This window comes from Undibacterium sp. JH2W (genome assembly GCF_049340425.1).
Classification (GTDB): Bacteria; Pseudomonadota; Gammaproteobacteria; order Burkholderiales; family Burkholderiaceae_D; genus Undibacterium.
In genome coordinates, this window is the sequence record NZ_JBMPOT010000004.1 from 102,506 (window position 1) to 123,630 (window position 21,125).

Consider the following 21,125-nt stretch of genomic DNA (forward strand, 5'->3'; position numbering starts at 1 on the left):
TTCAGAAATTACAGAGAGTCAGGTCAAACGGGATATCGTTTTCATAGGCCTTGGGCTTCATGTCGCCATCCTGGGACATAAAACGTATCCACAACATATATTTATTCGCAGAGATTTCAGGTATGGCCCCAAGTTCCTGCAGGACATTGACGCGCAATAACTGATAAACCTTGCCTTGCAGCATTTGCTGGTAACTACCAGCCTGGGCGATGACTTTCGATGTAGAGCCAGATTCGCGCAGCAGGCGCAAGACCACATTGATGGCATCAAACAATGGTGCTATCGGGGCAAACCAGGTGCTGATGTCGGCGAAGCGTTTTTCCGGAGTGTTTTTTTGCCAGGCATGGTAGCTGGGCAAATCAAATTCACAGGCACCACCTGGGATGATGGTGCGGCCACGTATGCTCATCAGCCATTCATTGTCACGCACGTTCTGGCCAGTCTTGCCCGTGCTGGTAACCAGGGCACTGCTGGCGCGGTCAACGTCGTCCAATACTTTATCCAGCATTTCTGCCTGTACATTGGGATTGGATTTGAAGCTGATGAGCGTATGTCTTTGTCTTTCGAGTTCTTGCAAGAGATCGGATTTGAGGTCGGCGCGACCAGCGACTTCCAACATTTCAAAAATGGTGGCAAGGGCAACGTGATGCTGCATGGGGTCAGACTGATGCAAGAAAAACGTGAATTTTTCGTATAAGTCTTCCAGCCGCAATAACGTGCGAATACGCTCGTTAAAAGGGTATTCGTAAACAATCAAAATAGTTTCCCTGTCAAAATTGGTGCTAATCAAAGCTGCACATGATTCTGAACCATACTGTGTGAAATTACAAACACCACGTGCAGATTTCTCTTATTTTTTTTGTAGGAAATTGTTGCTTTCGGCTGGCAAATACTTACTTGCTGATATCTGCAAGCTGCAGATACTGCTGATGCAGGCGTAAAACTTCTTCTCGTATGTTTTTCAAATCACTGCCATTGACGATGACATCGTCTGCTGCATTGAGTCTGTCTTGCCGCCTGGCCTGATTACGCATGATGGCTTGCACCTGTTCCCTGCTTAACTGGTTGCGCGACATAACGCGGCTGATCTGGGTTTCTTCATCGCAATCAACCACCAGGATGCGATCCACACGGTTTCTCCAATTACCGGATTCTATCAGCAGAGGCACAATAAAAATGCGGTAATCACCACTGGCTGTGGACGCCTGGCGCTCAGTTTCTGCGCGTATCAAGGGGTGCAGTATGGCTTCCAGTTTGTGCTTTTGCCCGGGATTGGCAAACACCAACTGACGTATTGCAGCCCGGTTCATGGCACCATCTGCGGTAATAAATTCAGCACCAAACTGACTGCGTATGGTAGGAATGGCCAGGCCTTCCGGCGTGGTTAGCTGATGGGCGATCAGATCGGTATCTATGAGTGCGGCACCCAGTTCGCCAAACATATTGGCAATCGTGGTCTTGCCACTACCTATGCCGCCTGTCAGTCCTAGTGAGAAATTGCCAGCCATTGATTGGTACTCAAATAGAAGTCAACAATATTCTTGCCCCAGATCAGTGAAATCAGGCCAGCACCTGTTAAATAGGGACCAAAAGGCATTTCTGTACCCCAACCCGTTTCTTTACCCCAGCCCATTCTCGAAAACACGATTTGTGTAATGCCTATGGCAGCACCAACACAGCAAGAAAACAAAATAATGACGGGCAACACCGACCAGCCCATCCATGCCCCCAAAGCTGCCAGCAACTTGAAGTCACCATAACCAAAGCCTTCTTTACCTGTCAATAATTTGTAGGCCCAATAAATCGACCATAGCGACAGATAACCAGCACAAGCTCCCAAAACAGCATCCTTGAGCGGGACAAAGCTGCCATTGAGGTTGACCAGCAAACCTATCCACAACAAACTCAGGGTAAGGTCGTCGAGCAGTAATTTATGATCAAGATCAATAAAGGTCATGGAGATCAGGAGCCAGACGAATACCACGGCACCCATGCCTGCCACGCCACTGCCAAAATGCCAGATCATGGCGGCAGAGAGCAGGGCAGTCAGTACTTCTATAAGGGGATAGCGTATGGAAATTTTTGCCTTGCAACCTGTACATTTACCGCCAATCACCAGGTAGCTGATGATGGGGATGTTTTCCATGGCTGTGATCTGATGGCCGCAATGCGGGCAGGCAGACCTGGGTAGCGTGAGGTTGAATTTATCCTGATGGGGCAGCTTTTCCTGGCGTTGTTCAGCAACAAAATTATCTACCTCGCGCAAATAGATTTTGGGCAGGCGATAAATCACTACATTCAGAAAGCTGCCTATCAGCAGTCCCAATAGCCCGAAGGCTATTGTGGACCATCCATTATGTGGCAGTGCGAAAAGTAATACTTCCATTATCCCGCAACCGCACCCATTTTGAAGATAGGCAGGTACATGGCAACTACCAGGCCACCAATGACAACACCCAGAATTACCATGATGATAGGCTCCATCAGGCTGGACATGGAGGCAACAGCTTCATCGACCTCTTCTTCATAAAAATCGGCAACCTTGCCCAGCATCTGGTCCAGTGCACCTGATTCTTCACCAATGGCCACCATTTGTGTGACCATGGGAGGGAATACATTGGCATTTTGCATGGCGACCGTCAAACTGGTACCAGTACTGACCTCGGTTTGAATTTTGATGGTGGCATCAAGGTAGACAGCATTACCCGAGGCGCCACCAACAGAATCCAGGGATTCTACCAATGGGACTCCTGCAGAGAACATGGTGGCGAGTGTACGCGTCCAGCGTGCAATGGTCGCTTTTCTAATCACTGGTCCAAAAATAGGTGCTTGTAGTAATAAGCGGTCCATGGTTTGCTGCATTTTGAGCGAGCGCTTCCATGTCTGGAAAAAGAAATACAGACTGCCAAATAAAATACCAAAAATCAAATACCAATATTGAACAAAGAAGTCAGAAATCGCCATCACAAATAGTGTGGGCCCAGGCAATTCTGCGCCAAAACTACTGAAAGCTTGTTTAAAAGCAGGTACCACCCAGATCATGATAACGGCAGTAACCAGGAAGGCAATCGACAGAATGGCGATAGGGTAAGTCAATGCTGACTTGATCTTGGCCTTGATGGCCAGGGTTTTTTCTTTGTAGATAGCCAAACGGGTCAGCAAATCTTCCAGAATACCCGCCTGCTCACCCGCGCCGACCAGATTGCAGAACAGCGGGTCAAAATACAAGGGGAATTTGCGGAAAGCAGCGTTCAAGCTGGTTCCGGTTTCCACGTCACCGCGTATATCTTGCAATAGTTTGGAAACCGATGGATTACTATGCCCCTTGGAAACAATATCAAAGGATTGCAATAGGGGCACACCGGCCTTCATCATGGTAGCCAACTGACGGGTAAACAGTGTGATGTCCTTGTCGGTAATTTTTTTACCGGAGGTATAGTTTTTCTTTTTTAATTTGGTGACCAGGATACCTTGCCTGCGCAAGGTGGCGTTCACTATCGCTTCACCACCTGCGCGTGTTTCGCCCCTGACTTGCTTGCCATATTTGTCTTTGCCTTCCCAGGCATACAAATGCTCTTTGATTTGTGATGATTTTGCCGATTTTGCCGCACTGGTTGCCATATCATTATTCTCTTATTATTCGTTGGTACATCCGAGGACTTCCTCGAGGCTGGTCAGTCCCTGTCTGACTTTCATTAATCCAGATTGTCGTAAATTCCTGATGCCTTCTCTTTGTGCCTGCTCTTCCAGGTCCAGCGCACTGGCACTGGCCAAGATCAGACGTTCAAGAGCTTCAGATATGGGCATCAGTTGATAAATGCCGACACGCCCCTTATAGCCACCACCGTTGCAACGGTCGCAGCCAACCGGGCCATAAGGCTTCCAGCTGCCATCCAGATCTTCATCCTTGAAACCAGCTGCCAGCAAGACTTCATCGAGGATTTCTACTTGTTTTTTGCAGGTACACAGACGGCGTGCCAGCCTTTGTGCCGTGATCAGGATGACGGAGGAGGCGATATTGAAGGGAGCCACACCCATATTCATCAAACGTGTCAGGGTGGCAGGCGCATCATTGGTATGCAAGGTCGAAAACACCATGTGACCGGTTTGTGCAGCCTTGATCGCAATATCGGCGGTTTCAAGGTCGCGAATCTCACCCACCATGATGACATCTGGATCCTGACGCAAGAAAGACTTCAGCGCGGCTGCAAAGGTCAGGCCAGCCTTGTCATTGACGTTGACCTGATTTACACCAGGCAAGTTAATCTCGGCTGGATCTTCGGCTGTCGAGATATTGATACCAGGTTTATTAATAACGTTAAGGCAAGTGTAAAGGGACACGGTTTTACCAGAACCGGTAGGCCCGGTCACCAGCACCATGCCATAGGGACGTTGAATCGCATCCATCAAGATGGCTTTGTGATCCGGATCATAGCCCAGGGCATCGATACCCATCTGCGCCTGAGAGCCATCCAAAATACGCATAACGATCTTTTCGCCAAACAAAGTAGGCAAAGTGCTCACACGAAAGTCGATGGATTTGCTGGCCGATAGTTGCAATTTCATGCGGCCATCTTGCGGAATCCGTTTTTCCGAGATGTCTAATTTGGAAATAACCTTGATACGTGAGGATAATTTATCCTTGATCGCCAAAGGTGGCTGAGCTATTTCCCTGAGCTCGCCGTCGACACGGAAGCGTATGCGGTAGAATTTTTCGAATGGTTCAAAATGCAAATCGGATGCCCCCATATTAATGGCATCAACCAGCATTTTTTGCAGGAATTTGACAACAGGAGCATCATCAATCTCTGTTGCCTGTGCCTCGGCTGCTGCACCGGCACCAAGATCATCTTCCTTGAATTCGAGATCAAATTCATCGCCACCAATTTCATTGAGGCTTTGTTCTGAGGATTTACCCAGCTTTTCCAGCAGTTTGACCAGCGCGTCATGCTGTACGACGATAATGTCTATACCCAGGCCAGTCTGAAATTTAACCTGGTCCAGGGCTGAATTATTGGTCGGATCAGAAATTGCCAAAGAAACTTTATTGCCTTTTTTGGCTACTGCTAGCAGACGTTGCGCCTGCATGAGTTTTTGATCTACCAGTTTATCCGGGATCAGGGATTCGTTGATGACTGATAAATCCAGTAATGGGTAGCCGAATGCATCAGAGCAAAATGTCGCCAGATCACGTGCGCTGACCGTGCCGCTTTGAGTCAGGGCGTCAATGAAGCCTATCCTTTCGGCTTGCGCTTTTTTACTGACAGTTTCAACTTGAGCCGGCGTCAATAAATTGGCCTGCATCAAGGCTCGTGCCAAGCCTGGCGTTGCCATTTGGGGCGCTGAATTTGGTAGGACTGCGGACATAGGATCTTTTGAGTAAATTTGCCAATACAATCAGTTGCCTTAGGATAATGCAACCAAGCCTGTTATTTGTAAAGTCGTTCCATAGTGTAGTCACACAGGACGAGGCAAAAAAATGCATTGCTGCTACAACGCCATCAAGTTTGGAATCATTTCGTCATTTTTGACACTGATTCATTACTTCTTTACTCTGTATAGATTGTTTTCTGCCAAATAGCCATGCCAATTTTTTCAGGCATTTTTTTGCCGGTCTGAGCGCAGATTTTGAGCAGCCATGCAGGCTGCCCGATTTTGTAACAATCTGTTAAATCCGCGAATTTCGCGATTTAATGATTCCTGCCTACGGCAAAAGCACACAGCTTTACCATGGCTTGTTTGTATTGATTTTCTGGCCAGGCCGATATCGCAGCCGCTGCACGTTCTGCAGCTTTAACGGCCTCACTTTGAGTATAGGCGAGTGCCCCAGATTGGGTAATGGCAGCCAGTATGGCATCAAATTTGGATTCGTCGCCGTTTTCTATGCAGGCACGCACCAATTCGCGCTCTTCTGCCGTGCCGTTTTTCATCAGATAGATCAGGGGCAGAGTGGGTTTGCCTTCGCGCAGGTCATCGCCGACGTTTTTGCCTATATCCTCGGCATTGCCAGAATAATCGAGAGCGTCATCAATCAGTTGGAAAGCAGTTCCCAAAGATCGGCCATACTCACCAGCGGCTTCGATTTCTGTTTGACTGGCACCCGCGATCAGGGCACCAATTTCTGCTGCTGCTTCAAACAGCTTGGCAGTTTTTGAGCGTATCACCTGCAGATAGCGTTCTTCAGTCACGTCAGGATCATGCATATTCAATAACTGCAAGACTTCGCCCTCAGCGATGACATTCGTTGCATCAGCCAGAATTTGCATGATTTGCATGCTATTGATGGACACCATCATCTGGAATGCACGCGAATACAGGAAGTCGCCTACCAGCACCGAGGCCGCATTGCCAAACAGGGCATTGGCTGTTTTGCGCCCACGGCGCATGGATGATTCGTCAACGACGTCATCATGCAATAGGGTCGCGGTATGGATGAATTCGACAATGGCTGCCAGTTCATGATGGTGCCTGCCTTGATATTGAAAGGCGTTTGCCACCAGCAAGACCAGCACCGGGCGTATACGTTTGCCGCCAGCACTGATGATGTATTCAGCGATCTGGTTGACCAGTGCAACTTCAGAGTGCAATTTGTTGCGTATGACTTGATTTACCCCGTTCATGTCGGAGGAAATCAATTCTGTGATGGGGTTTTGGTTGTTTGTGGCAGACAAGGGGGAACCTGCTTAAAAATCCTGGATGGGCGAGATTATACGATGCAGTGCTGGTATTTGCTTGAATTGCACCAGTTCTCTTGCGCTTCATCCATTTCTCAGCAGCAAATTGCCCGTTTACCATGGCTTTGCTGAAAAAATATGCAAATAGTCTTTGACGCTTTTGGCAGGATTATGTACAATTTGGGGTTTTCCCGACTTCCCAGGTGTATTTTTGTCTGGCGGGGAGAAAATCCCTAATATTTATTTGATGAGGTTTCACATGTACGCGGTCATAAAAACCGGAGGCAAACAATACAAAGTTGTCGCTGGTGAAAAACTTAAAGTAGAACAGATACCTGCAGACATTGGCTCCGAAATCACCATTGATCAAGTGCTCGCTTTGGGCGCTGGTGAGACCATTAAGTTTGGTGCTCCATTGGTCGCAGGTGCTACGGTGCTGGCTAAGGTTATAGATCACGGTCGTCACGACAAAGTGCGCATTTTCAAAATGCGTCGTCGTAAGCACTATCAGAAACGTCAAGGCCATCGCCAAAACTACACTGAATTGCAAATCGTTTCTATCAACGGCTAATCTGTAGATCAGCAATCAATCTACCTGTATTTAAGGAGCTAATTAAAAATGGCACACAAAAAAGGCGGCGGCACCACGCGCAACGGTCGTGACTCAGAATCAAAACGCCTTGGCGTTAAAGTCTACGGCGGCCAAACTATCAATGCTGGCGGCATCATCATTCGTCAACGCGGTACTCGCGTACACGCTGGTGAAAACGTCGGTATGGGCAAAGATCACACTTTGTTCGCTCTGGTTAACGGCAAAGTACAATTCGCGATCAAAGGTGCAGCACGTCACCAGTTCGCTATTGTTGTTGCAGATACAGCAGCAGCGTAATGCTTTGAAGTAATTCAAAGCAGGGCGCAAGCCAGTATGATAAAAAGGCTCTGCCATCGGTAGGGCCTTTTTAGTTGGATCAGTCTCCGTTCCAGCTCATTGCGGCAATCCCTTACCGCAAGTTCACCTCTCCGTAAGAACCTGTTTGCGATCTGTAGCGAGCGAGCGTCAGCGGGAGTGAAGAGCAGCGCAAAAAGCGGAATGTACTCAAGTACATGAGCATTTTGAGCAGCACATGAGCCCCGATCACGCTCGCGCAGTAGGATCGAAAACAGATTCTAAGTACACCCTGCACAGGCAGTTTGATGTTAGTCCTTTTAATTTGAAGAAATCCTGTATAAATTTATTGTTCCATCAGGTTACAAAAATTTATACAAGCTTTTTTAGGTGGTAAAAATGAAATTTATTGATGAAGCCCGTATCGAAGTAATCGCCGGCGATGGTGGCAATGGTGTGGCATCCTTTTGCCGTGAAAAATTCCGCCCGTTTGGCGGTCCTGACGGTGGCGATGGCGGCCGTGGCGGCAGTATCTGGGCTGTAGCTGACCGCAATATCAACACCCTGGTTGATTATCGCTATTCCAAATTGCATAAAGCCAAAGACGGTGAAAATGGCCGTGGTGCAGATTGCTACGGCAAGGGCGCTGACGATATCCGTCTGCGCATGCCGGTTGGCACACAAATTTGCGACAGAAATACCGATGAAGTCATCGCCGATCTGACTGAACATGGCCAGGAAGTTGAATTGGTCAAAGGCGGCGAGGGCGGCTGGGGTAATATCCACTTCAAGACTTCGACCAACCGTGCGCCACGTCAGCGCTCTGATGGTAAAGAAGGCGAACGCCGCGAATTGCGTCTGGAGTTGAAAGTATTGGCTGACGTAGGCCTCTTGGGTTTGCCAAATGCCGGTAAATCGACTTTCATTACTGCCGTATCGAATGCGCGCCCAAAAATCGCTGATTATCCTTTCACGACTTTGCATCCTAACCTGGGTATGGTTCGTGTCAGTCATGAAAAAAGCTTCGTTATCGCCGACATTCCTGGCCTGATCGAAGGGGCGGCTGACGGCGCCGGTCTGGGCATACAGTTCTTGAAGCATTTGCAACGCACAGGCTTGCTCTTGCACATTGTTGATCTGGCACCGTTTGATGAAGCCGTTGATCCTGTCAAAGAAGCCAAGGCCTTGATCAAGGAATTGCGCAAATACGATGAGAGCCTGTATGAGAAGCCACGCTGGCTGGTGCTCAACAAGCTCGACGTGCTGACAGAAGATGAGCGCAAGAAAAAGGTCAAAGACTTTATCAAGCGCTTCGCCTGGAAAGGCCCGGTGTTTGAAATCTCTGCCTTGAACCGTGAAGGCTGTGAAGAGCTGGTGACTGAGATCTATAAATATCTGGAAGAAAAGCGTACGCATGAGCAGCGTTCGCAAGAAACCACGATGAAAGAAGAAGCGCAGGGTATTTTGTCTATTGATCCAGATGATCCGCGTTTTAAAGTAATCGAAGACTAAAAGAAAACCTGGTGAAAGCCAGGTTTTTTTATGTCTGCCATCTATTGCTCGTCCTGCTCATCAAACACCTCCTGCCCACCAAAAATGAAAAATCAATGAGTGTTTTGATATTGAAATAATTTCTTTTTAATAATAAAAATCTCATAAAAAGTAGAATATTCCTTTTAAATGTGAATTAAATTTAGATTGCAACGATAGTATCCATATAAAGTATAATTTTGATTTGTTTGCCGCTTTGATGTGGCAACGTCGCCAAATCACATCCGTATTCATTTATGCAATCTGTCATTCAGCAAGCAAAACGTTTGATTATCAAAGTAGGCTCATCCCTGGTCACTAATGATGGCAAGGGGCTGGACCAGCAAGCTATCGCCAAATGGGCGGCGCAAATTGCTGGTTTGCGTGCCATGGGCAAGGAGGTGGTACTGGTCAGCTCTGGTGCCATCGCCGAAGGGCGGCAACGCCTGGGTTTTGAAAAGCGACCGACGGCCATCCATGAGTTACAGGCCTGTGCAGCCGTTGGGCAAATGGGCCTGGCACAAATTTATGAAAGCAGTTTCCGTGAACATCAGATAGGTACGGCGCAGATTTTATTGACGCATGCTGACCTGGCTGACCGTGAGCGTTATCTGAATGCACGTTCCACCTTGTTTACCTTGCTGCGCTTTGGCATCGTTCCCATCATCAATGAAAACGATACAGTGGTCACTGACGAAATCAAGTTCGGTGATAACGATACCTTGGGGGCACTGGTCGCCAATTTGATTGAAGGTGATGCCCTGATCATTCTGACTGACCAAAAAGGTTTGTACACGGCTGACCCGCGTAAAAATCCAGATGCCCAGTTTGTCCACGAAGCCCGGGCCGGCGACCCGTCGCTGGAAGCCATGGCGGGCGGTGCCGGTTCCAGTCTGGGCAGTGGCGGCATGCTGACCAAGATTTTGGCGGCCAAGCGTGGTGCCAGTTCAGGTACGCATACCGTCATCGCCTGGGGGCGTGAAGAGAATGTCTTGCTGCGTCTGGCGCAAGGTGAGGCCATAGGCACGCAGTTGATTTCACAAATGGCACCAGTGGCAGCGCGTAAACAATGGATGATGGATCATCTGCAGACCTTAGGTCAGGTCGTGCTGGATGCTGGCGCAGTACAAAAGTTAACGCAGGAAGGCAAATCCTTGCTACCTATAGGTGTACTCGATGTACGTGGAGAATTCAGTCGTGGCGCGGTGGTGACTTGCTGTGATGAGTCGGGAACACCAGTGGCCAGAGGGCTCAGCAATTATTCAAGCGCAGATGCACGCCGCATCAAGCGCCATGCTTCGGCTGAGATCGAGGCCATACTTGGCTTTGTTGAAGAGCCGGAGTTAATACACCGCGACAATCTGGTTTTGTTGTGAATTAAATATAAAAATGGGCACTTGAATTTGAAAAGTTCAGTGCCCATTTCTTTTTTACATATTGTATGGCTATTTTAGTAATACGACATCTTTTTGCCACGCAGCTTGTCCAGTAATACACTGGCTTTGCCTGCGACAGTTTTACCTTCACAAAAATACTCGGAGTACAAGGTCGCATGCTGTTTGTTGACACCGGTGTTTGTGATGGCATCCCACTGATTGCGGCGCGAGCGTGACCAGGTGCCATCAGGGCGCCCAAAGGCATACAGCTTGACTTCATATGACTGGCAACGCAAGCCTTCAAAGCTGATGTTCCTGGCACCACCAGAGCTGGTGGCAACCATGGTATAACGGATAGTGCCATCAGCTGCCACGATGAGCGACTTGGTATCTATTGCAAATGTCTGGCTGGGGCTCTTGTAAAAATTCAAGAGATTTTCAGGCTTGGGCGCCTCTGGTAATTGCAGCGCGACTTCATGCCATTCCTTGTCATCTTCTTCCTCGTCCGCTGCAAAAGCCAGGCTGACAGGTAGCAGTGCCATGCCTATGATGACGAGATGGGAAAGATAGCGTAGTTTTTTATTTAACATAAATTATTTGGATTCTTCCGGCTCGGTTTTCTTGCAATCCTGATTTTTTTGCGTCTGTTGCTGATTACGTAAATAGCGATTGCGGTTGGAATTGGGATGCTCGGTGCGGTGCACATAACGCGACAATTCCTGCAAGGCCAATTGATAAACACCGCGCTTGAATTCAATCACGACGTCCAGCGGTACCCAATAGTCATGCCAGCGCCAGGCATCAAATTCAGGATGTGTGCTGGCCCGCAGATTGACATCGCAATCGCGACCTATCATGCGCAACAGGAACCAGATCTGTTTTTGCCCGCGATAATGCCCGCGGATTTCACGCTTGATAAAATGATCCGGCACTTCATAGCGAAGCCAGTCACGGGTACGGCCTATGACTTTGACATGCTCAGGCAGTAAGCCGGTTTCTTCTTCGAGTTCGCGGAACATGGCCTGCTCCGGTGACTCACCATATTTAATGCCACCCTGAGGGAATTGCCAGGAGTGCTCGCGCACACGCTTTCCCCACCAGACTTCATTGTTGGCGTTTAGCAAAATTATGCCAACGTTAGGGCGGAAGCCTTCACGATCCAGCATGTTCAACCTCAAAACTTTCTGTGGCTAAACGGCTTGCTCCTGCAATAGATAGCGTAGAGAGCGTTTGTTTCGTCGAAAAACACCGCATTTTTCAGCGGACAGCCCCCAAGGAGGCGAACAAATCGCAGTTTCCTTCATCAAATGTGCAAAGAGTGGGCGCATTAGCCAGCTAATCCTTTAAAATTGAGTTGATTATAACCCTCCATTTAAAAAGAATCACTGTCATGCGTGCTACACGATTTTTTATTTCCACACTGAAAGAAGCTCCTGCCGATGCCGAGATCGTCAGCCATAAACTGATGATGCGGGCGGGCATGATTAAACGCCTCGGTTCCGGCATCTATAACTACATGCCCATGGGCTTGCGCATCATACGCAAAGTAGAGAATATTGTTCGTGAAGAAATGAATCGCGCCGGTGCGATCGAGATGCTGATGCCAGTAGTGCAACCCGCCGAACTTTGGCAAGAAACTGGCCGCTGGGACAAGATGGGGCCAGAACTCATGCGTGTTAAAGACCGCCATGGCCGTGATTACATCATCCAGCCTACGTCTGAAGAAGCGATCACGGATGTCATACGCACAGAAATCCGCTCTTACCGCCAACTGCCTGTGAATTTTTATCACATCCAGACCAAGTTCCGTGACGAGCGCCGCCCACGTTTTGGCCTTATGCGTGGTCGTGAATTCACCATGAAAGATGCCTATTCCTTTGACCGCGATGTTGAAGGCATGCAAAAGTCTTATGAAATCATGTATGACGCCTATACGCGTATCTTCCAGCGCTTTGGTCTGGAATTCCGTGCGGTAGCTGCCGACAATGGTGCGATTGGTGGTTCTGGCTCCCACGAATTCCACGTCATTGCCGATACAGGTGAAGACGCGCTGGTGTATTGCCCGACTTCCGACTACGCTGCCAATATGGAAGCGGCAGAAGCCTTGCCTACGCAAACCAGCCGTCCAGCCGCTGCCGCTGCGCTGACCAAGACTGCTACTCCGGGTAAAGCCAAATGTGAAGATGTCGCACAATTGCTTAATATTCCGCTGGAAACCACGGTCAAGTCCATCGTGCTGGCTGTCGATGCTGAAAAAGACAGTGGCAAGGCTGCACAAATCTGGCTGCTGCTCTTGCGTGGCGACCATGAGCTCAATGAAATCAAAGCTGCAAAAATTGCGGGCATGGCCAATTACCGCTTTGCCACCGAGTTAGAAATCGTCGAGCATTTTGGCACCAAGCCAGGTTACCTTGGCCCTATCGGTACACAAAAACCAGTCAATATCGTGGCTGACAGAACCGTCGCCAACATGGCTGACTTTGTCTGTGGTGCCAATGAAGCTGATTTCCACTTCACCGGCGCTAACTGGGGGCGTGATTTGCCCGAGCCTGTCGTTGCTGATTTGCGTAATGTCGTCGCTGGTGATCCATCACCAGATGGCAAAGGCGTACTGGCGATACAGCGCGGTATCGAAGTTGGCCATGTATTCCAGCTCGGCACCCGCTATTCAGCCGATATGAAAGCCACTTTCCTTGATGAAAACGGCAAGCCGCAATTACTGCAAATGGGTTGTTATGGCATCGGTGTCACCCGCATCCTTGGTGCGGCCATAGAACAGAATTTCGATGACAAGGGCATCATCTGGCCAACCGCAATTGCCCCGTTTGAAGTCGTCATCTGCCCTATGGGCATGGATCGCAGCGAAGCCGTCAAAACGGAAGCAGAGGCGCTGTATCACTCCTTGCTGGCGGCTGGTGTTGATGTGATACTGGATGATCGTGGCGAACGCCCTGGTGCCATGTTTGCTGACTGGGAATTGATAGGCGTGCCACACCGTATCGTCATCGGTGATCGTGGCCTCAAGGAAGGCAAGCTGGAATATCTGGGCCGTCGTGATACCGAAGCCAGCAATGTGCCAGTGGCCGAAATGCTGTCCTTCATCCAGGCCAAAATGGCAGCTAAATAAGTAGCAGGATGAAGTATTTTTTCTTGCGCTTTTGCGTCTGGTGCAAAGGAAGACTGAGCGGTAGTGGCAAGTTTGATCTGCAAATCATACTTGCCATGTTTGGGAGGGGGAAGAAATTCCTCCTTCATCTGGCAATCTGCCTGTTGGCTGTTTCTGCTTTGCCGGCGCAAGCTGGTAATCAAAAAGAAGAAGCCATGGCAGATTCTGTGCGCCTGGCATTGGCCAAAGCCATTTCTGACTCTACACCACCCAAACCTACATTTGCCAATATCGAAGAACGTATCAAATACCTGACCTGGCAAGGGGAAATGGCTACCCGCCTGAAACGCCGCATCCCCGATTTGCAGACCCGTAAGGAATTGCTGAATGCGATCTGGTATGAATCCAAGCGCGCCGGCCTGGATGTTGCCATGGTCATGGGCTTGATACAGGTGGAATCTGCCTTCCGCAAGTATGCGACCTCGGTCGTTGGTGCGCGCGGTTTTATGCAAGTCATGCCTTTCTGGTCACGCGTCATCGGTGATGGAGATGCCCAAAAGCTGTTCCAGATGCAAACCAATCTGCGTTATGGCTGCTCCATTTTGCGCCTGTACATCGATATGGAAAAGGGCGACCTTTACCTCGCGCTGGGCCGTTACAACGGTAGCCGTGGACGCCCTGAATATCCCAAGGCAGTACTGGCCAACTGGAAGAATTGGGAATTGAATAGTTAAAGTATGGAGAGAATGGGGCTGATGCCCCATTTTTTTGTGGTGGTAGCAAACCATGCTACTTCAGGTCTTGTGACACTATGCTTTCAAAAAATAGCGGGCCAAGCAGGATCAGGCATTCCATCATATCCGGATGCTGTGGTCGCGCACTGGGCCGCTATTATTCTTGCCGTTATCGTTTACTTTCAGGAAAAGTCCAGTTCCCATGCAGGCACTCTATTATCGCGCAGAGTTTGGCAACACAGATTGGTTAAGCTTGCTGCGTGCACGCTGGCAGATGCTGCTGACGGTAGCTTTGGCACATCTCTTGTTTATCTTGCTGTGGCCCAGTATCAGCATGCATAAAAGCGAGCATGTGACACCGCTGGCAATGCTGGTGCAAATGCTGGAAGCACCTGCACCGCCGCAAAAAACCGTACCTGCGGAAAAAACGCCAGCGCCTGACAAACCAGCTACCGTGCTGGACAAGCGCATAGCCCCTGTCGTCAACACAAAGACAGCGCCGCAGATTGTTCCACCTGCGGCAGATACAGTCAGTGAGCCAGCAGTACCAAGCATACCGTCTGCACGCGAGCAAGCCGGCGAGGTGCAGCACGAGGTAAAGCGCGACATCAGCAAGCTCGTCAAAGACGTGGAGCGTGAAATGCCGAATCGCATATTGACGGATATCAAGCCAGAAAAATCATCCATGCTCGCCTTTGAGAAAAATGTCGCTGCAGCAGCACGTCCACGCGGCACTACCATGCAGAATTTTGTCTTGCCAGATGGCACAGCCATAACCAAGGTGACCACATCCTTAGGCTCCTATTGTGTGATAGGTGCCAAGCCAGGGTGGGACATGACCAAGGCACCAGGCATACGTACTGTCAGTTGTGGCAGTTACTGAGTGCAGACCACTCAGCCTGCAAAGTAAGTCTTGAAAGCTGCTCATTCAGGTAAGCCACATTGCAGCTTTTCAGCAATCGCTATAAAAAATATGCTTTTTGTTTCAAGATACAATGCTGGGAGGAGATGCCCGGCTTTGGCAATACTATCGTTCCCGGGTGAATAGTTCAGATGTAGCAGGGATATCAATGCTGGCACTTTATAATCACAATCACAATCACAATCACAATCACAATCACAATCACAATCACAATGACATGCAGCGGGCAAAATGGCAGATATTGTTTGCCGTCTGCTTATTCCATGCCTGCCTGTAAATGCTGTGGCCGCAGATCAAGCCCTTGAACGAAGACAATAAACTGTTGACTGGTAGTTTGATTTTCATGAACCCACCTGACCAGATAAAACCTGCACTACCTCCACCACCAGTACCCACTGTCACACTCACCAGACCCACCAGACCCACCAAATCCCCTGTCCCTCCATCATCGCCAGCAACTATCAGCAAGCCCGATACAGCACCTGTTGTTGAAAGGCATCCTGTCCCGGCAGTCACAGCGGTAGAGCCCAGGGAAGATGTGTCGCAGCAGGCCGGCAAGCCGATTAATCGTGATGTGGGAGCCGCATACAAGAGCCTTGGCAAGGACTTTGAGTACCGCGATCGCGTCAGTGCCAAAGCGCCCGCTGCTCCCATGAGCAAGTTTGGAGCGGCGGTCATGTCATCCTCGACGGTCATGCGGGAAAGCTATAAGCATGAAGTGCATATTCTGGGGGATGGACGCCCGGTATCTAAAGTCATCACACCTTATGGCACTTACTGCATCTTGCACCGCAAGCCAGGAGAGATCATCGGTAATGAGCTGGCAACAGTGCCGGTTACTTGCGATAATTTGTAGTGCTCATATTGATAGCGATTATTCGTAGTGATTATTCGTTAAGCAAAAACAAAAATGCCCGCGCGATGCGGGCATTTTTGTTTGGGATGGGACTAACTGCTTCCCTTTAAGTTTCCCAAAGCAACTACGGAAATCTATTCCTAAAAATCAGGACAGATGGCCGGAAATGAGTTTAGTCATTTCAAACATGGACACTTGTTTCTTGCCACCGAAGACGGCTTTCAACTTGTCATCCGCGTTGATGTTGCGTTTGTTTTCTTCATCTTGCAGTTTGTGTTTCTTGATGTATTCCCATACTTTTTTAGTGACTTCAGTACGTGGAATAGCTGCTGTACCGATGACCGCTGCCAGAACTGGAGAGATAGTCATAGGTTTCATGAATGCTGCATTTGGCTTGCGTGCTGCTGCTGGTTTAGCTGCTGCGGCTTTTTTAGGAGCTGCTGCTTTTGCTGCCGGTTTAGCGGCTGCTGCTTTTGGAGCTGCTGCTTTCGCTGCCGGTTTGGCCGCTGGTTTAGCTGCTGGTTTTGCTGCTGGTTTCTTTGGTGCTGTAGCCATAAATAGCCTCCTTCACAAATTTCGTGGACGGAGCTTTGATCGTTTTGAAAAGCTCCTGCATTGCGTCACTTCACGCATCGCTAATAGTGGTGCGGTTTTTACAGGGATGCAAGTGTTTTTTGCGAGATTTTAGTGAAAAAGTGCAGGAATTTGCCTGTCGTTGGATTTAAGCCTAAAAAAATACCGGATTAGCGCCATTTTGGCTGCTATCCGGCTTTTTTTCATAGGGAGAAACGCGCAGGCAATGATGGCTGAAAATCAGCCAGATTGAGCGAAACTCAGCGCTTGCCTGGCATCATTCCCTTCATGCTGCGCAGCATCTTCATCATGCCGCCGCCGCGTAATTTCTTCATCATCGATTGCATCTGCTCGAACTGGGCCAGCATGCGATTGACTTCTTGTATTTGTACGCCAGCACCAGCGGCGATGCGGCGTTTGCGCGAAGCCTTGATCAATTCTGGCTTGGTTCTTTCCAGTGGCGTCATGGAATTGATCATGCCTTCCATCCGGCGGACTTGCTTTTCAGCCTGGTCCATGTTGGCGCCGCTGGCTGCTTGCTGCATTTGTGCTGGCAATTTATCCATCAGGCTGGACAGTCCACCCATGTTCTTCATCTGCGAAATTTGCATCTTGAAGTCATTCATGTCGAATTTGCCGCCATCCTTGATTTTGTGCGCCAGATCCTGGGCCGCGGCGACGTCCATGCCTTTTTGCGCCGATTCGACCAGGGCCAGGATATCACCCATGCCCAGAATACGATTGGCCATGCGGGTGGCATCGAAAGATTCCAGGCCATCAAGTTTTTCTGCCACGCCAACAAACTTGATCGGTTTGCCAGTCACATGACGTACTGACAGGGCAGCACCGCCACGCGCATCACCATCAAGCTTGGTCAGTACCACGCCAGTCAAAGGCAGGGCATCATTAAAAGCTTTGGCGGTATTGACCGCATCCTGCCCCAGCATGGCATCGACCACGAACAGGGTTTCTATAGGCTTGATGGCAGCGTGGACAGCTGCAATTTCTTGCATCATCGCTTCATCTATACCCAGGCGACCGGCAGTATCAACGATCAGCACATCGTGATAATGTTTTTTGGCGTAATCCAGCGCTGCCAGGGCAATATCCACCGGCTTTTCGGTCGGTGAAGAGAGAAAGAAATCAGCGCCTACCTGTTGCGTCACTGTCTGCAACTGGCCTATCGCGGCCGGACGATAGACGTCGGTAGAAACGGTTAAAACCTTTTTCTTTTTTTGCTCTTTCAGATATTTTGCCAGCTTACCTACCGTCGTAGTTTTACCTGCACCCTGCAAACCTGCCATCAAAATAATGGCTGGCGGCTGGCAGTTAAAACTCAGTTGTGAAGCATCTTCACCAAGGTCGGCACCCATCAGGGCGGCCAGTTCTTTTTGTACCACGCCCACCAGGGCCTGGCCTGGTGTCAGGGAAGAAATAACTTCTTCACCCATGGCTTTTTCTTTGACGCGGGCGATCAGTTCGCGTACTGCGGGCAGGGCAACGTCGGCCTCCAGCAAGGCCATGCGCACTTCACGCAACATTTCTGCAGTATTGGATTCCGTCAGGCGGGCTTCGCCGCGCATGGTCTTGACGACTTTGGCTAGGCGCTGGGTAAGGTTATCGAGCATGTTTGCTTAGGAAATCTTAAGAAAAAATCAATAGGGCGGTGCTCATGGCTGACTGTAATACGCTGCAGTAGCAGCTCAGTAACAACTCAGTAGCAACAAAAGCAGGCATTTTACCTGAAGCTGCATGCAGGCTCAGGCATTTCGCAGATTGAGCACCATAGATACGTTCATATTTCTGGGAAACCAGAATTATTTTTAATATCCGTGCGGATTTTCAGACATGTGAGGGATATTACGGATATATTTTGCTTAAAAAATCAGCTAAAACCAGTGTATCAGCCTTCATTCATGCGTGGTATGAAGTCTGCTAATAAGAGTGCTATCCCAGAGCTTGTTACAAAGTTAAGATGACATGGTCATCCGCCATGTCGGCTTTATTTTGTCACGGATTCTCAAAATAGACGCTCAATAATCTGGAGACAATCATGAGTCGACTTCAACGTGCCTGGCGCTTGCCACGCATACTCAGCCTGTGCACCCTGCTTACTTTGTCTGGCCATAGCCAGGCAGAAGAGGGTGTCACTGACAATAGTATATTAATAGGGCAAACCGTAGGCCTGACCGGGCAGATTGCTGGCCCCGTCAAGGAAATGAATGCCGGAGCGGCAGCTTATTTCAACCAGATCAATAAAAGTGGTGGTATCAATGGCCGCAAGATAGAGCTGCGCATCCTTGATGATAAATTTGATCCTGCTACAGCCGCCAGCAATGCCGAAGCACTAATCAAGAAAGAGCATGTCTTTGCCTTGTTTCAGTGTCGTGGCACGCCACATACCCAGGCCATTTTGCCCATACTGTTGGCAAACAAAGTGCCGCTGGTTGCACCTAGCACTGGTGCTGCGGTATTTCATAGTCCGGTCAATCGCTACATATTTAATGTCAGGGCCAAGTACCAGGATGAAGTCAAAAAAGCTGTCGAGCAGTTTTCCACGATAGGCTTGAAAGATATTGCCCTGGTCCACGTCGATGATACCTTTGGTGGCGATGGCCTGGATGGTTTCAACACAGCGATGGGTCATTTCAAATTGAAGCCATCCCTGATCAGTAAATACGACAGGGCAAAACCGGACATTCCCAAGACAGTTGATGAACTCATCAAATCCCCGGCCAAGGCCTTGATCATCATAGGCTCAGCCACCACGGTCGTGGACATTATTCGCGGTTTGCGTGCCAAAGGCAGTACTATACAAATCATGACGCTGTCGAATAATTCCTCGCAATCCTTTATCGATTCCCTGGGGCCGGTCGCGACAGGCATCATGGTGTCGCAGATCATGCCTGCACCGCACCTGGTGTCAAGCACGCTGGGACAGGAATTCAAAACCATGGCCAAGGAAAATGGTGTGCCTACATCTTATGCGGCAATGGAAGGCTTTGTTTCCGCTAAATTGCTGGTCGAAGGTTTGAAGCGTGCAGGTAAGGGGCTGACACGGGATGGCTTGATACGCGCACTGGAATCCATGCACAAGCTTGACCTGGGCGGCATCACAGTAACCTATAGCGAGCGCGATCATAGTGGTAGCGAATTTGTCGATTTGACGATGATAGGGCGTGACGGTAAATTCATACGCTAGTCCTGACAACCGCAAACAATCCGTGCGAAAAAACGGAAAAATTGCTTGATCAAAATCCGGGTTTTCGCAATCAGTTTGAGTCAAGTCAGATAGAAACTTGAATGAAATCAATTGTTTACTAAAATTCTCATGCTGGCACAATATCTGCTAATCAGTACGCGTAGGGAAAAAACAAATCAAAAACCAGGAGACTAAGATGTTCAAAAAGATTTTGCTTGCCACTGTGATCAGCTCAGGATTGTTTGCCAGCGTGGCCCAGGCACAAGAAGTCGTTCGTCTGGGAAATCTGAAATTCGCCCATTACGGCGCGGTATCCTATATCAAGGAAATCGCCCCCAAGTGTGGCATCAAGGTAGAAGAGCGGGTATTCGCCAAAGGTCTCGATGCCATGCAAGCCGTCATCGCTGGTGAGCTTGATGTCGGTGCAGTCTCTTCAGAAGCAGTGATTTCTGCCCGTGCCAGTGGTACACCTATCTATCTGGTGGCAGGTTTTGCTAAGGGTGGTGCCCGTCTGGTGGGACGTGCAGACCTGGGCATGAAGAGCGTTAAGGATTTGAAAGGCAAGAAAGTTGGCGTCACCCGTGGCGGTATCCAGGATATCTTGCTGGCAGCCGAGCTGTCACAACACGGTCTGACATATTCAGACCAGCCTGGCAAGGATGTGCAAATCATTTATCTTGGTTTTCCTGACCTGAACCAGGCTTTATTGGGTAAAAATATCGACGCCATCATGCAGTCCGAGCCTTATTCTTCCCAGGCTATCAGCAAGGGCTTTGGTAATGAAATTATCAAGCCTTATGACACACCAATAGGCGAACCGGTGCGTACCATGGTCATGACTGAGAAGTTCTACAAAGAACGTCGTCCGGTAGCGGAGAAATTCATGCGCTGCTTTGTCGAAGCCACCAAGACCTTTATCGACAATAAGGAGCTGGCTGAAAAATATGTGCGCGAAAACATGTTCAAAGGCCAGGTCAGTCATGAAGATTTCGTTAATGCCATAGAGAATTCACCTTATTCATATGATGTGACAGCAGAGCATATCCAGATCACCACTGATCTGATGCAAAAATATGGTGTAGGCAAAATGGCCAAGCCGCCGGTCGCCAAGGATTGGGTAAAAACCGATCTGTTGGAACAAGCCAAGAAGAGTCTCAACATAAAATAAGCATCAAATAAGTCTTTAGCTTGAGCAAAGGGTGAGCCTGCTTTTTTGAGCAAAATATGCTTACCCGGCTCTTCAATTCTTGAAGGAAAAATCATGAA

The 21,125-nt window shown here is 49.1% G+C and carries 20 protein-coding genes; 10 read left to right on the forward strand and 10 right to left on the reverse strand.

What is annotated here, in order from left to right:
• Position 1: 1 nt before the first annotated feature.
• The 6 genes from zapD to ispB form a co-directional block, all read right to left on the reverse strand.
• Positions 2-757, reverse strand: coding sequence for a cell division protein ZapD (zapD, locus tag ACO0LC_RS06855; RefSeq protein WP_423001909.1), 756 nt, complete (start codon positions 755-757; stop codon positions 2-4).
• Between the two features lie 136 nt (positions 758-893).
• Complete coding sequence (gene coaE / locus ACO0LC_RS06860; RefSeq protein WP_423001910.1) at positions 894-1,508, reverse strand: dephospho-CoA kinase; 615 nt, start codon at positions 1,506-1,508, stop codon at positions 894-896.
• Entirely contained in the window at positions 1,487-2,386 is a 900-nt protein-coding gene (locus ACO0LC_RS06865) for a prepilin peptidase (RefSeq protein WP_423001911.1), read from the reverse strand. Before ACO0LC_RS06865 ends, coaE begins: the two co-directional genes overlap by 22 nt.
• Positions 2,386-3,621 carry a type II secretion system F family protein gene (locus ACO0LC_RS06870; protein ID WP_423001912.1) on the reverse strand — a complete coding sequence of 412 codons (1,236 nt, stop codon included), beginning with the start codon at positions 3,619-3,621 and terminating at the stop codon, positions 2,386-2,388. Before ACO0LC_RS06870 ends, ACO0LC_RS06865 begins: the two co-directional genes overlap by 1 nt.
• Positions 3,622-3,636: 15 nt before the next feature.
• Positions 3,637-5,367, reverse strand: coding sequence for a type IV-A pilus assembly ATPase PilB (gene pilB, locus ACO0LC_RS06875; protein ID WP_423001913.1), 1,731 nt, complete (start codon positions 5,365-5,367; stop codon positions 3,637-3,639).
• Positions 5,368-5,690: 323 nt separating this feature from the next.
• Positions 5,691-6,671 (reverse strand): octaprenyl diphosphate synthase, encoded by a 981-nt coding sequence (gene ispB / locus ACO0LC_RS06880; RefSeq protein WP_423001914.1) that lies wholly within the window; start codon positions 6,669-6,671, stop codon positions 5,691-5,693.
• A 262-nt stretch (positions 6,672-6,933) separates the two neighbouring features.
• On the opposite strand from ispB, the gene rplU reads away from it, so the two are divergent.
• The 4 genes from rplU to proB all read left to right on the forward strand — a co-directional run bounded on the left by rplU (position 6,934) and on the right by proB (position 10,466).
• On the forward strand, positions 6,934-7,245 hold the full coding sequence (gene rplU, locus ACO0LC_RS06885; protein WP_110255243.1) for a 50S ribosomal protein L21: 312 nt from the start codon (positions 6,934-6,936) through the stop codon (positions 7,243-7,245).
• 48 nt (positions 7,246-7,293) lie between these two features.
• A complete protein-coding gene (rpmA, locus tag ACO0LC_RS06890) occupies positions 7,294-7,563 on the forward strand; it encodes a 50S ribosomal protein L27 (protein ID WP_423001915.1) in 270 nt (89 codons plus the stop codon).
• Positions 7,564-7,959: 396 nt separating this feature from the next.
• Entirely contained in the window at positions 7,960-9,072 is a 1,113-nt protein-coding gene (gene obgE, locus ACO0LC_RS06895; RefSeq protein ID WP_110255241.1) for a GTPase ObgE, read from the forward strand.
• Positions 9,073-9,347: 275 nt separating this feature from the next.
• Entirely contained in the window at positions 9,348-10,466 is a 1,119-nt protein-coding gene (proB, locus tag ACO0LC_RS06900) for a glutamate 5-kinase (RefSeq protein WP_423001916.1), read from the forward strand.
• Positions 10,467-10,540: 74 nt separating this feature from the next.
• Here the strand turns inward: proB and ACO0LC_RS06905 are convergent, their stop codons facing one another.
• Together ACO0LC_RS06905 and ACO0LC_RS06910 are read right to left on the reverse strand one after the other, a co-directional pair.
• Complete coding sequence (locus tag ACO0LC_RS06905; protein ID WP_423001917.1) at positions 10,541-11,056, reverse strand: CNP1-like family protein; 516 nt, start codon at positions 11,054-11,056, stop codon at positions 10,541-10,543.
• 3 nt (positions 11,057-11,059) lie between these two features.
• Positions 11,060-11,632 carry an RNA pyrophosphohydrolase gene (locus tag ACO0LC_RS06910; protein WP_423001918.1) on the reverse strand — a complete coding sequence of 191 codons (573 nt, stop codon included), beginning with the start codon at positions 11,630-11,632 and terminating at the stop codon, positions 11,060-11,062.
• A gap of 224 nt (positions 11,633-11,856) precedes the next feature.
• Between ACO0LC_RS06910 and ACO0LC_RS06915 the strand changes: the two genes are divergently transcribed.
• The 4 genes from ACO0LC_RS06915 to ACO0LC_RS06930 all read left to right on the forward strand — a co-directional run bounded on the left by ACO0LC_RS06915 (position 11,857) and on the right by ACO0LC_RS06930 (position 16,084).
• Positions 11,857-13,593, forward strand: a complete 1,737-nt coding sequence (locus tag ACO0LC_RS06915) for a proline--tRNA ligase (protein ID WP_423001919.1) — start codon at positions 11,857-11,859, stop codon at positions 13,591-13,593.
• Between the two features lie 95 nt (positions 13,594-13,688).
• Positions 13,689-14,306, forward strand: coding sequence for a lytic transglycosylase domain-containing protein (locus ACO0LC_RS06920; protein ID WP_423002136.1), 618 nt, complete (start codon positions 13,689-13,691; stop codon positions 14,304-14,306).
• A 202-nt stretch (positions 14,307-14,508) separates the two neighbouring features.
• Positions 14,509-15,189, forward strand: coding sequence for a hypothetical protein (locus ACO0LC_RS06925; RefSeq protein WP_423001920.1), 681 nt, complete (start codon positions 14,509-14,511; stop codon positions 15,187-15,189).
• 340 nt (positions 15,190-15,529) lie between these two features.
• The gene (locus ACO0LC_RS06930) at positions 15,530-16,084 is read left to right on the forward strand and encodes a hypothetical protein (protein WP_423001921.1); all 555 of its coding nucleotides are present in this window, start codon (positions 15,530-15,532) and stop codon (positions 16,082-16,084) included.
• A gap of 147 nt (positions 16,085-16,231) precedes the next feature.
• Here the strand turns inward: ACO0LC_RS06930 and ACO0LC_RS06935 are convergent, their stop codons facing one another.
• Positions 16,232-16,639, reverse strand: coding sequence for an SWIB/MDM2 domain-containing protein (locus ACO0LC_RS06935; RefSeq protein WP_423001922.1), 408 nt, complete (start codon positions 16,637-16,639; stop codon positions 16,232-16,234).
• A 278-nt stretch (positions 16,640-16,917) separates the two neighbouring features.
• A complete protein-coding gene (gene ffh / locus ACO0LC_RS06940; RefSeq protein ID WP_423001923.1) occupies positions 16,918-18,285 on the reverse strand; it encodes a signal recognition particle protein in 1,368 nt (455 codons plus the stop codon).
• Positions 18,286-18,710: 425 nt separating this feature from the next.
• On the opposite strand from ffh, the gene ACO0LC_RS06945 reads away from it, so the two are divergent.
• Positions 18,711-19,859 (forward strand): ABC transporter substrate-binding protein, encoded by a 1,149-nt coding sequence (locus ACO0LC_RS06945; protein WP_423001924.1) that lies wholly within the window; start codon positions 18,711-18,713, stop codon positions 19,857-19,859.
• Positions 19,860-20,055: 196 nt separating this feature from the next.
• Positions 20,056-21,027: an ABC transporter substrate-binding protein gene (locus tag ACO0LC_RS06950; protein ID WP_423001925.1), complete on the forward strand. Its 972-nt coding sequence runs from the start codon at positions 20,056-20,058 to the stop codon at positions 21,025-21,027.
• Positions 21,028-21,125: the final 98 nt, after the last annotated feature.